This window comes from Pectobacterium parmentieri (assembly GCF_001742145.1).
Lineage (GTDB): Bacteria > Pseudomonadota > Gammaproteobacteria > Enterobacterales > Enterobacteriaceae > Pectobacterium > Pectobacterium parmentieri.
In genome coordinates, this window is record NZ_CP015749.1 from 187,111 (window position 1) to 199,756 (window position 12,646).

Genomic DNA, 12,646 nt, shown 5'->3' on the forward strand with positions numbered 1-12,646 from the left:
AAGCCTGGAGTAGAGGATGAAAGTGACGCTGCCTGATTTCCGTCAAGCGAGTGTGTTAGTGGTGGGTGATGTCATGCTGGACCGTTACTGGTATGGCCCGACCAGCCGAATTTCACCAGAGGCACCGGTGCCTGTGGTCAAAGTTGATACGATCGAAGAGCGCCCGGGTGGGGCGGCGAACGTTGCAATGAACATCGCGGCGTTGGGAGCTGGTTCGCGTCTGGTAGGGTTAACGGGAATTGACGATGCTGCACGCGCGCTGAATGCCAAACTGGGTGAAGTGAATGTGAAGTGTGACTTTGTTCCTGTTCCTACGCATCCAACGATCACCAAGCTTCGCGTACTGTCTCGTAATCAGCAGTTGATCCGGTTGGATTTCGAAGAGGGCTTTGAGGGGATCGATCCTCAACCTATTATCGAGCGTATTCAACAGGCTCTGCCAAACATTGGCGTGTTGGTGCTGTCTGACTATGCGAAAGGCGTATTAGCGCATGTGCAAACCATGATTCAGACGGCAAAATCGGCTGGCGTTCCGGTACTGATCGACCCGAAAGGCACCGATTTTTCCCGTTACCGTGGTGCGACGCTGCTAACGCCGAACCTGTCTGAGTTTGAAGCCGTCGCTGGGCGCAGTAAAACGGAAGAAGAGCTGGTCGAACGCGGTATGAAGGTGGTGGCAGATTACGATCTGTCCGCATTGCTGATCACCCGTTCCGAGCAAGGGATGACGCTGCTACAGCCGGGGAAAGCACCGCTGCATTTGCCGACGCAGGCGCAGGAAGTGTATGACGTGACTGGTGCTGGCGATACCGTCATTGGTGTTCTGGCTGCTGCGCTGGCGGCGGGTAATCCGCTGGAAGAAGCCTGTTTCCTGGCGAATGCCGCCGCAGGCGTTGTCGTTGGCAAGCTGGGAACGTCCACGGTTACGCCGATTGAGTTGGAGAATGCTATCCGCGGTCGTGCCGAAACCGGATTTGGCGTGATGACTGAAGAACAGTTGAAACATGCCGTTGAGCTGGCGCGTCAGCGTGGCGAAAAGATTGTGATGACTAACGGCTGTTTCGATATTCTGCATGCTGGACATGTGTCTTATCTGGCAAACGCCCGCAAGCTTGGCGATCGGTTAATCGTTGCGGTAAACAGCGATGCATCCACCAAACGCTTGAAGGGACCAACTCGGCCCGTCAACCCGCTGCCGCAGCGGATGATCGTGCTAGGAGCGTTGGAAGCTATCGATTGGGTCGTGCCGTTTGAAGAAGATACACCACAGCGCCTGATTGCTAGCATCCTGCCGGATATTCTGGTGAAAGGCGGAGACTACCAGCCACATGAAATCGCCGGGAGTGAAGAGGTCTGGGCCAACGGCGGTGAAGTGAAGGTCCTGAATTTTGAGGATGGTTGCTCCACGACAAATATCATCAACACGATTAAAGCCAGTACGTCTAAATCTTAAATGACATAAAACTGACGGCGCTCGAATTATGTGAGGCCGCTTAGTCCGCAAGCTAATGATTCTCGCTCTAGCCTATTATGGGCGAGAATTATATAAATCATGACGCCGACAGGGCGACACGTCAGATAAAACAGGTATGAAACCAGTGAAGAAAGAACCAGCCGAAGTGAATACGGTCGCACTGCGGGTAGCGGAGTTGCGCCGGGTCTTACGCCATCACGAATACAAATATCACGTTGAAGATGCGCCTGAAATTCCTGATAGCGAATATGACAAACTCATGCAGGAACTGAAAGCGTTAGAGGCCGATCACCCAGAGCTGGTGACGAGTGATTCTCCTACGCAGCGCGTCGGCGCGGCACCGCTAGCGGCATTTGAGCAGGTCCGTCATGAAGTGCCGATGTTATCGTTGGATAACGTATTTGATGAAGAGAGCTATCTGGCCTTCAGCAAGCGAATTGGTGACAGGCTGAAGAACGGTGACGACCTGACATTCTGCTGCGAACTGAAACTGGATGGTTTGGCTGTCAGCCTGTTATATGAATATGGCGTTCTGGTACAGGCCGCCACGCGTGGGGATGGAACGACTGGGGAAAACATCACCAGCAACATCCGTACCGTTGGAGCGATCCCATTGCGCCTTGAGGGTGAGAATATTCCGCGCCGTGTTGAAGTACGCGGTGAAGTGTTTATGAAGCATGGCGGTTTTGAAAAGTTGAATGAAGAGGCTCGCCGCACAGGAAGCAAAGTCTTTGCTAACCCGCGTAACGCTGCCGCGGGATCGCTGCGCCAACTCGACCCACGCATCACGGCTAAACGCCCACTGACCTTCTTCTGCTATGGCGTCGGCCTGCTGGAAGGCGGTGAACTGCCCGCTAGTCACTGGGAGCGCCTGATGCAGTTCAAGGCATGGGGATTGCCAGTGAGTGACAGAATCAAGCTCTGTACCGGCCCGGCCGAGGTGCTCGATTTTTATCGTCAGGTTGAACAGACCCGCAGTGAGTTAGGTTTCGATATTGACGGTGTCGTCGTTAAAGTTGACTCGTTGGCGTTGCAGGAACGATTAGGGTTTGTTGCTCGTGCGCCGCGCTGGGCGGTGGCCTTTAAATTCCCCGCGCAGGAACAGCTAACCTGGGTGCGCGATGTCGAATTTCAGGTGGGACGGACGGGGGCGATTACGCCCGTTGCGCGTCTGGAGCCGGTTGCTGTGGCTGGCGTGATTGTCAGCAACGCCACATTGCATAATGCCGATGAAATTGAGCGGCTAGGTTTGCAGATTGGCGATCGTGTCATTGTGCGTCGAGCGGGGGATGTGATCCCGCAGATCGTCGGTATTGTTGAATCTGAGCGGCCAGAAACCGTGCAACCGATCGTCTTCCCCGTTGCTTGCCCGGTGTGTGGATCTGACGTTGAGCGTGTGGAAGGGGAAGCCGTCACGCGTTGTACCGGTGGTTTGATCTGTGGTGCCCAGCGTAAAGAGGCACTGAAGCATTTTGTTTCCCGCCGCGCGCTAGATGTTGAGGGTATGGGCGATAAGATCATCGATCAACTGGTGGAAAAAGAGTACGTCAAAACGCCTGCCGATCTGTTTCGTCTAAGCGCCGGGAGCATGACGGGGCTGGATCGCATGGGGCCGAAGTCCGCGATGAACGTGGTCAACGCACTGGAAAAGGCAAAAAGCACCACGCTGGCGCGTTTTTTGTACGCGTTGGGGATCCGTGACGTTGGAGAATCGACTGCCGCCAATCTGGCTGCCCATTTTGGTTCGCTGGAGGCGCTTTTTGCGGCAGATGAAGACGCGCTGCTGGCGGTGCCGGATGTTGGTAAAATCGTTGCCGCGCATGTGCGCCATTTTCTTGAAGAAGAGCACAACCAAACTGTGATCCGCGAGCTGACCGATCCTGCCGGCATCAACATCCACTGGCCTGAGGTTCAGGTCGTCAATGCCGAAGAGATCGACAGCCCGTTTGCGGGAAAAACGGTGGTATTGACCGGATCGCTGAGTATTTTGTCCCGCGATGAAGCGAAAGATCGGCTAACGGCGTTAGGGGCAAAAGTCAGTGGTAGCGTCTCGAAGAAAACCGACATGGTGATTGCCGGTGAAGCCGCTGGCTCTAAATTGGCGAAGGCGCAAGAGTTGGGGATTGCGGTGATCGATGAGGCGGAAATGATCCGATTATTAGGGGCGTAAACGGATGGAAAAAGAAGACCTGATAGACATTGCCACGATGCAGATGCCCTTTGGCAAATACAAAGGGCGTGTGCTGATTGATTTACCGGAAGAGTACCTGCTGTGGTTCTCCCGCAAGGATGAGTTTCCTCGTGGTCGCTTGGGAGAATTGATGCAAATTACGCTGGCAATCAAGATAGAGGGTCTGCAAGGGTTGGTCACGCCGCTAAAGCGAACTCGTTCCTGACTATTCTTCTCCTGCGTAACCATGATGAAAAAGGTCGTTTCAATGAAGTAAAACGGGTCGCTTAAGCTTCATTTTAGGAGAAACTCGGAGATGAGGTCCTGCTGGGATACCTCGCCTCGTGTACCTCGGTTCTTAAACGATTGCCATGAGTATTCAACGACGCGACCTTTTACGTTTACTGATTACTTTGTCCCTGACGCAGACTATACGTAGATATTAATCTTGTTGTCTGCTGTCGGGTTGTTAACGCCTTCTTGTTTAGCACTTTGCGTTGAAGAAGAGGAATCAGACTGTTGCTCTGATTTTTCACTCTGCAAGCGGGCTATTTGCGCCTGTAACGCTTGGATCTGCGCCTGAATTGCCTGTTGCTGCTGTTCGATCAGCTTACGCTCTTCATCACTTGCTGCACTAGAAGCCGATTTGGTCAGCTTACTTGCCTGTTTGGTGAGTGTCTGAATCTGCTTGTTTAGCTGCGCAATCTGCTGTTCTGACGTGCTGCTGCTTTTACTGCTGCTTGCCGTTGTGGTTGATACACCAATACTGCTGATGGTATTTGACATTTTCCCTCCTGAAAATATGCCGATATACCCAAATTATTTTGGGTACAGGTCTTTATATCGGCAATTTAAACACGTTCTTGCAGATGACATTGTTGGTAATGAAACATGAAAGGCTCACTTTTTTAGCAGTCAATGTAACTAAATGTGTTTTTCAGGAAATGGGAGAAAAGAAAGGCGCTGGCAAGCATGTTTCCTGACTCCCTTGCCAGCAATAATGACGAAATAACGTCAGTTAACTACCGTACACGTTAATTGCGCTATTCAGTCGCTTAGCCTGAAGGTTTAGTCCTTCGGCGGCATCGGTTGATTGCGTAACCATATCGGTATTACCCTGCGTCATTTGTTCTATCTGGGCAATCGAGGTATTGATCAGGCCTAATGCAGAAGTCTGCTCATGCGTCGCATTGCTGATTTCTTTGATCATGGTGGAGACCAGGAAGACTTCATCAACGATGTCGCTGATATGTTTACCTGCGGTTTCTACCATTGTGCTGCCCTGTTTCACACTTTCAACGTTGGCATCGATCAGGGTTTTAATTTCTTTGGCCGCAGAAGCGGAGTGCTGTGCCAGATTGCGGACCTCAGCGGCTACCACGGCAAACCCTCGCCCTTGTACGCCAGCACGAGCGGCTTCAACGGCGGCATTCAGCGCGAGGATGTTGGTTTGGAAAGCAATACTGTCTATTACACCAATGATATCAACGATTTTATCGCTGGCGTTGGAAATGGAATCCATCATGCCGATGGTTTCCTTCATGATATTGCCACCTTTAAGCGCGGTGCCGCTGGCGGCTTCTGCCATTGTTGTCGCTTGTGCCGCGGTTTCTGCACTTTGCTGCACGGCAACGGTAATTTCCTCAATAGCGGCAGCGGTTTGTTGCAGATTTGCTGACGTTTCTTCTGTACGACTATTCAGGTCGATATTGTTTTCCGCCAATTTACGGCTGACATTCGTGATGCCGTTAACCTGCATACTGACGTCATCGACAAGCGAATGCAGGTTCAGGCCAAACTGGTTAACTGAACGTAGCAGTAAGCCAATTTCGTCTACCCGATTAAGGTGGATATGTTTTACTTTACGGCCTGATACCACATGCTGCGCTTGTTTGAGTATCATCTTGATTGGCTGTGCAATTTGCTGCTGTAGGAACTGATCCATGATGACGATGAGTAACAGCGTCAGCCCCAACAGCCACAGTGGATTCATGCCGCTGAAAGCAAGCAATGCGGGAATAAGCCCTACCGCCAATACCGCGATACGTAAACGCCAGCGGACTGACAATTTCTGCAAAAGCGACAGCGGAGAGAAAAGCCCGGTGCGAACAACTAATCCTTTGTAGAATTTACGGTTGCCCGCCTGCTTTTTCTGCACGGCGCTGTACAACATTTCGGCCGCTTTGATTTCTTCGGCGCTGGGGGTGTTACGTACCGAGATATAGCCTGCCAGATGCTCTTGCTGGTAAACCGGCGTAACGTTGGCGCGGACCCAGTAATGATCGCCGTTATTGCGACGATTTTTGACTAACCCGGTCCAGCTATCGCCTTGTTTCAACGTAGACCACATGTCGGCATAGGCTTCAACAGGCATGTCTGGATGACGAACAATATTGTGAGGCTGGTTGATGAGCTGCTCTTCAGAAAAACCGCTAACCTTAATGAAGGCCGAGTTGGCATAGGTAATGTGGCTGTGAATATTTGTCGTGGACATCAATATGGTGTCCATGTCTAACAGATACTCCTGCTGTGTGACAGGTGTATTTAATCTCATTAGGAACCCCGGCGTATGTATCCCGCTCAGTTTCCAAGTTCATCCATACCGGCTGCTTTTCTCATCCCAACTGCCTGGCTATTCCAGAGGTTGGGATGTTACAGGGCTACCGCGTGACGATACTGTGAAATCTGTCAGGCATATTGCTGTGTAAATATTCAAGTTATTCAAATAGGTATACTGAAATTTTTTGGGTGATTTAGAACCTACCCCATTAGGGCTATTTCATTTTCCATTTTGAACCTAGGCAGTGTTCGCACAAACGCCATTGCGTTTGAACGCCCGTTGGGCCGAATTCGCATCCGTTCAACATGCGTTACATGTTGTCTGCGCGCTGTCCGTGTCCAAATTGACTGCACCAATAACGCCTACTGGAATAGGTTCTTACTCGCTTATATAAAGTAATGCTAGGCACTATTTATAATGAACGGACTATTAACCCTATATTGTGCGTGATGGAGATTTTGTAACTATATATTTGTAACTATATGTTTGTAACAAATATGTCATCAGTGTTAGCACGCTTTTTCAGCACGCATAAATTTATGATGAGGACGATTACCTGTCAATTGATTCATTTTATTGGCAATAAATAATTAGAGAAAAAACGATGAAGAATAGGTGAGTAGAACATGGAATTTTTACTGGAGATGTGTTCTATATAAGCGTCGTTTCTGATTAAGAAAAATCACTTGTTAATTTTTTTATGTTATTTTATTGCTTCAATGAAATAAAATGTTTCTGCATTGCTACTTGTTATTCTTTTTCTGCGTTTTTTCACATTCTCATTGAAGCCGAATTTATTATAGATCAAATAACGCCATCCGCAGGCCGGCGAATGCCCCCGACCTGCGGAAAAAGATAATCAGGTTACCGGTGCCGGGTTGAAAACGGCCAAGGCGTTATGAAGTCCCCATTGATCGGACCAGGTTTTTTTCTTGTTGCTTGCGATATCCAAAATAAAATGGAAAAGCTGCCAGCCGACGTCTTCAATCGTGGCCTCTCCGGTCGCAATCGTACCTGCATCAATGTCCATCAGATCGTGCCAGCGGTTTGCCAATGCGGTACGGGTCGCCATTTTGATTACGGGTACAGCCAATAGGCCATAGGGCGTACCGCGGCCGGTGGTGAAAACTTGTACGGTGATACCGGAAGCAAGTTGCTGAGTACCACACACAAAGTCGCTGGCTGGCGTTGCCGCGTAAATCAGCCCGCGTTTGGTTGGGCGTTGGCCGGGGGACAGGACTTCGACGATGGCGCTGGTGCCGGATTTTGCGATGGAGCCGAGCGCTTTTTCCACCACATTCGCGAGGCCACCTTTTTTGTTGCCCGGCGATGGGTTGGCGCTACGATCGGTCTGGCCGCTGTCGAGATAGTTATCGTACCAGGCCATTTCTTCCAGCAGACGTTTACCAACTTCTTCATTGATGGCGCGCGGTGTTAACAGATGAATGGCGTCACGCACTTCGGTTACTTCAGAAAACATGACGGTTGCGCCGCAGCGTACTAGCAGGTCGGAGGCAAAACCAACGGCTGGATTAGCGGTGACGCCAGAGAAAGCATCGCTGCCGCCACACTGCATGCCGACAACCAACTCTGATGCTGGGCAAGTCTCACGCTGACGTTTGTTCAATCGTTGCAGGTGTTTGTCGGCCATTGTCAGAATGTCATCCACCATCGATCGGAAGCCAACATGGTGTTCATCCTGCAAGCGGACAATGCTGGTGTCATCGAGGGAGATGGCTTGTACATCTGGCGTTCCTTCCAGTAGGCGTTCCGGCTGTAATTTTTCACAGCCCAGACCCACCACCAGTATTTCGCCACCAAAATTTGGGTTCAGTGCCAGATTGTGAATGGTGCGAATGGGAACCACTGCGGCAGGGGCATTGATTGCCACGCCACAGCCATAGAGATGATTGAGCGCGACTACGCCATCCACATTGGGATATTTGGGCAATAAATCTCGCTCGATAATTTTGACCACATAGTCAACCACGCCCGCGACGCAGTGTACGCTGGTGGTAATGCCTAGCAGATTCTTCGTACCTACGCTGCCATCGGCGTTACGGTAACCTTCAAAGGTATAACCTTCCAGCGGGGGCAGGGTGGGGGGAATTTTGGTCGCCAGCGGCAGGGTTTCCAGCGCAGGAGCCTGAGGCAATTCGACCAGGGATTCATCAATCCAGCTTCCTTGGGCAATATCGCGCAGTGCATACCCGATAATTTCACCATAGCGGATGATGGCACCTGACTTGATGATATCAACAAGGGCAACTTTGTGTCCCTGTGGAACATGCTCAATTAATTCCAGATTATCATTAAAACGGGTTCCGGCACGTAAGCCATTATTATTAACAACAATGGCAACATTATCAGAATCATGGACCTTAATATAAAGTGGCTGCTCTTGTGCAGCATTACTTTCTGATTTATCTGACATGATGCAAGCCTTTATTATTTGTTTATTCGACATAGTGTGGCAACTATTGCCACATCACTAACTTCATTGCTCGCTAACGAGTATACGTGAGGATCCCTTCTCGTACATTATGCAATTGACCTAAGCCAGTGCTTTTTACTTCTTATTTATCAGGCGAAAATACAATTTTTGGTGAGTTTGATCACATTCCGTCTGTGTGTGTTTTTTAGGATGGAAATGAAAATAAGGTAAATGAATGTAAAAAGAGAATAACGGCATTTTTCGTGAAACACCTCGCACTATATAGGGCAAGTGCACCAACATATTCTAACGGGCAATTTTAATGTTGTGCTTTTATCTAGTGAGCACCCAGCAGGTAAAAATTATAATGTTCCTGCGATTTGAAGATGTCAGCTAATTACTTTGAAGCTATATAGCCTGACTATTCGCAAAAAAATAAAAACGGGAATTTACTATACCCTAAATAATTTGAGTTTCAGGTAGGCGGCAAGAGAAAGAGTCCCGATGAACTTACTCAGGTAAATGATTCGGGTGAGTGAACGCAGCCAACGCACATGTAACTTGAAGTATGACGGGGATATCCACTGATCTTCATTCTGATAACCCTACACCGTTATCTGTTATTTGGAATGAATGAGCGAACCGCGATTGAAGCAGGAGTTCATCATGAATACAGTAAGCTCAGCAGCTGGCGCGATACAAAAGAGAACAAACGCCCGCTACTGGATTGTCGTGATGTTGTTTATTGTCACGTCATTTAACTACGGCGACCGCGCCACATTGTCCATTGCTGGCTCTGCTATGTCCAAAGAGATTGGATTGGACGCGGTAGGGATGGGATTTATCTTCTCTGCGTTCTCCTGGGCATATGTTATTGGTCAAATACCTGGAGGCTGGCTGCTCGATCGCTTTGGCTCAAAGAAAGTCTATTTCTACAGTATCTTCACCTGGTCGATTTTTACCTTATTACAAGGCTTTGTCGATATTTTCAGCGGTGCGGGCATTGTCATTTCTCTGTTCCTCCTGCGCTTTATGGTCGGCTTGTGTGAATCACCTTCCTTCCCGGGAAATAGTCGAATTGTGGCTGCCTGGTTCCCCGCACAAGAGCGTGGAACGGCTGTCGCGATATTCAACTCGGCACAGTACTTTGCGACCGTGATCTTCGCTCCTATCATGGGCTGGCTGGTACACGCCGTAGGTTGGGCGCATGTGTTCTGGTTCATGGGCGGATTGGGTATCATCCTCAGCTTTGTCTGGCTTAAAGTGATCCACGATCCCAAAGATCACCCTGGCGTGAATCAGGCTGAACTGGATTATATTGAAGCGGGTGGCGCACTGATCAATATGGACGCCAAAGGGTCGAAGAAAGCGCCAGTGAAGGGTGAAAAATGGCATCAGATCAAGCAATTAATGCAGTCTCGCATGATGCTTGGTGTTTACATCGGTCAATATTGTATTAACGCACTGACCTACTTTTTCATCACCTGGTTCCCACTTTATCTGGTTCAAGCGCGCGGCATGTCGATCCTAAAAGCGGGATTTGTCGCCTCGGTTCCTGCTATCTGCGGTTTTGTGGGAGGCGTTCTGGGCGGCATCATTTCTGATTATCTGATGCGTCGGACCAATTCACTGACCTTTGCCCGTAAAACGCCTATCGTGCTGGGTATGCTGCTTTCCATGTCGATGGTGATTTGTAACTACGTTGAAACCGAGTGGGTTGTCATTGCGGTGATGTCTGCGGCCTTCTTCGGTAAAGGTATTGGTGCGCTTGGCTGGGCAGTAATGGCCGATACCGCGCCGAAAGAAATCAGTGGGTTAAGCGGCGGGCTGTTTAACATGTTTGGTAATGCGTCTGGTATCGTGACGCCGATTGCGATTGGCTACATCATCGGCATGACCGGTTCTTTCAATGGCGGTCTGGTGTATGTCGGGATCCATGCGCTGGTTGCCATCGTCAGCTACCTGTTCATCGTGCAAGATATTAAACGTATCGAATTGAAGCCATTCGTTAAGAATTAAAACCATTCGCTACTGCATTAATCTGCATCTAAGCAGTAACACAAAACGCTGTGCCGTCATACTGATGGTTCGGCGTTTTGTTCTTTATTTATGTCATGAAAAGTAGGGATTTACCTCTTCGAAATTAGGTGCCAATAGTACGTATTCCGATGTTTATCAGGCAGAAATTCGCGTTTCTCGGTTTTCGTGAAACACCTCCCATTCGCTTGTGATAATGACATATTTAATCTGCATTTCGATAGGGAATGCTGTGCTATTGCCCAATGAGTTGTGAAATAAGAAAACTTATACTTTTTACTGAGGTTGGTAAGGCGGCACGGATTATGGCACCGCTTTCCTGACCGTGTTATTTCGGTATTAAGGGAGTTATACCTGTTTTTATTCTGATCACCCTACAAGCATGGTTCATTCCAAATCAGAGTAAAAACAAGGTCGCGCTAATAAAGTAGGAAAACAACATGAAATCATCTACTGGTGCACCATCTGTTTTTTATTTCTGTATGACTGAATTATGTTCACCCGTCCCAACGTGCTCCTGCGTTTTGGCAAACATCGGAAATCTACGCGTACATTCTGTGCGCTCTATTCATGACGGGAGCCTGTAATGACAAACTTTTCAGCGACGCCTGTCATTACCGACATGAAAGTCATCCCCGTTGCGGGTTATGACAGCATGCTGCTGAATATCGGTGGCGCACACGGTGCTTACTTCACCCGTAACCTTGTGGTTTTAACCGACAGTGCTGGGCATACCGGTGTTGGTGAAGCGCCCGGTGGTGAAGTTATTTACAACACGCTGGTTGAAGCGATTCCCCGCGTGAAAGGCGAACAAATCGCTCGGATGAATCGTCTGGTTCATGACATTCATCTCGGCAACCAATCTTCTGATTTTGACTCCTTCGGCAAAGGGGCCTGGACGTTTGAGCTGCGTGTGAATGCGGTGGCGGCACTCGAAGCGGCACTGCTCGATCTGCTGGGGCAATTCATGGGTGTCCCTGTTGCCGAACTGCTGGGGCCAGGTAAGCAGCGTGATGAAGTCACTGTGCTCGGTTATCTGTTCTATATCGGCGATCGCACGAAGACGGATTTACCCTATTTATCAGGTGAGAAAGTATCCGGTGAAAAAGGCAAGCATGAGTGGTACCACCTGCGTCACCAGCAGGCGATGGACAGCGAAGCGATTGTGCGTTTGGCTGAAGCCACCACTGACCGCTACGGATTTAAAGATTTCAAGCTCAAAGGCGGTGTGTTGCCCGGCGAGCAGGAAATCGATGCCGTGAAAGCGCTGAAAAAGCGTTTTCCGGATGCGCGTATTACCGTCGATCCAAACGGTGCCTGGCTGCTGGATGAAGCGATAGACTTGTGTAAAGACATGAAGGGTATTCTGACTTATGCGGAAGACCCGTGCGGTGCTGAGCAAGGCTTCTCCGGCCGTGAGGTGATGGCGGAATTCCGCCGTGCAACCGGGCTACCGGTAGCAACCAACATGATTGCCACCAACTGGCGCGAAATGAACCATGCCGTGATGTTGCAGGCGGTCGATATCCCGCTGGCCGATCCGCATTTCTGGACGATGCACGGCGCGGTGCGTGTTGCTCAGATGTGCGACGAATGGGGCCTAACGTGGGGCTGCCATTCAAATAACCATTTCGATATCTCTTTGGCGATGTTTACACACGTGGGGGCTGCGGCTCCGGGTAACCCGACGGCGATTGATACGCACTGGATCTGGCAGGAAGGCCAGCATCTGACCAAAGAGCCGCTGCAAATCGTCAACGGTAAAATTAAGGTGCCAGAGCGCCCCGGTCTGGGGATTGAGCTGGATATGGAACAGGTCATGAAAGCCCACGATCTGTACAAGAAATTACCGAGCGGGGCACGTAATGATGCCGTCGCTATGCAGTACTTGATCCCAGGTTGGAAGTTTGATCGCAAACGCCCGGTTTTTGGCCGCTAACCCTACATAAAAAATTAGAGAGATAAGGATAA

General features: G+C 49.7%; 8 protein-coding genes. 5 read left to right on the top strand and 3 right to left on the bottom strand.

The window, feature by feature from the left end:
* Positions 1–16: 16 nt before the first annotated feature.
* The 3 genes from hldE (at position 17) to A8F97_RS00825 (ending at position 3,870) form a co-directional block, all read left to right on the top strand.
* Positions 17–1,453 (top strand): bifunctional D-glycero-beta-D-manno-heptose-7-phosphate kinase/D-glycero-beta-D-manno-heptose 1-phosphate adenylyltransferase HldE, encoded by a 1,437-nt coding sequence (gene hldE / locus A8F97_RS00815; RefSeq protein ID WP_033071924.1) that lies wholly within the window; start codon positions 17–19, stop codon positions 1,451–1,453.
* A 136-nt stretch (positions 1,454–1,589) separates the two neighbouring features.
* On the top strand, positions 1,590–3,644 hold the full coding sequence (ligA, locus tag A8F97_RS00820; RefSeq protein WP_183042265.1) for an NAD-dependent DNA ligase LigA: 2,055 nt from the start codon (positions 1,590–1,592) through the stop codon (positions 3,642–3,644).
* A gap of 4 nt (positions 3,645–3,648) precedes the next feature.
* Positions 3,649–3,870, top strand: a complete 222-nt coding sequence (locus tag A8F97_RS00825) for a DUF3820 family protein (RefSeq protein WP_033071923.1) — start codon at positions 3,649–3,651, stop codon at positions 3,868–3,870.
* Between the two features lie 203 nt (positions 3,871–4,073).
* On the opposite strand, the gene A8F97_RS00830 is transcribed toward A8F97_RS00825, so the two are convergent.
* The 3 genes from A8F97_RS00830 to garD form a co-directional block, all read right to left on the bottom strand.
* A complete protein-coding gene (locus A8F97_RS00830) occupies positions 4,074–4,430 on the bottom strand; it encodes a FlxA-like family protein (protein WP_014701216.1) in 357 nt (118 codons plus the stop codon).
* A 232-nt stretch (positions 4,431–4,662) separates the two neighbouring features.
* Positions 4,663–6,198: a methyl-accepting chemotaxis protein gene (locus tag A8F97_RS00835; protein ID WP_033071922.1), complete on the bottom strand. Its 1,536-nt coding sequence runs from the start codon at positions 6,196–6,198 to the stop codon at positions 4,663–4,665.
* An 865-nt stretch (positions 6,199–7,063) separates the two neighbouring features.
* Positions 7,064–8,638, bottom strand: coding sequence for a galactarate dehydratase (garD, locus tag A8F97_RS00840; protein WP_014701214.1), 1,575 nt, complete (start codon positions 8,636–8,638; stop codon positions 7,064–7,066).
* 666 nt (positions 8,639–9,304) lie between these two features.
* Here garD and A8F97_RS00845 point away from each other — a divergent pair.
* Both A8F97_RS00845 and A8F97_RS00850 read left to right on the top strand, forming a co-directional pair.
* The gene (locus A8F97_RS00845; protein ID WP_014701213.1) at positions 9,305–10,657 is read left to right on the top strand and encodes an MFS transporter; all 1,353 of its coding nucleotides are present in this window, start codon (positions 9,305–9,307) and stop codon (positions 10,655–10,657) included.
* 604 nt (positions 10,658–11,261) lie between these two features.
* Complete coding sequence (locus A8F97_RS00850; RefSeq protein WP_014701212.1) at positions 11,262–12,614, top strand: enolase C-terminal domain-like protein; 1,353 nt, start codon at positions 11,262–11,264, stop codon at positions 12,612–12,614.
* The last annotated feature ends 32 nt before the right edge of the window (positions 12,615–12,646 follow it).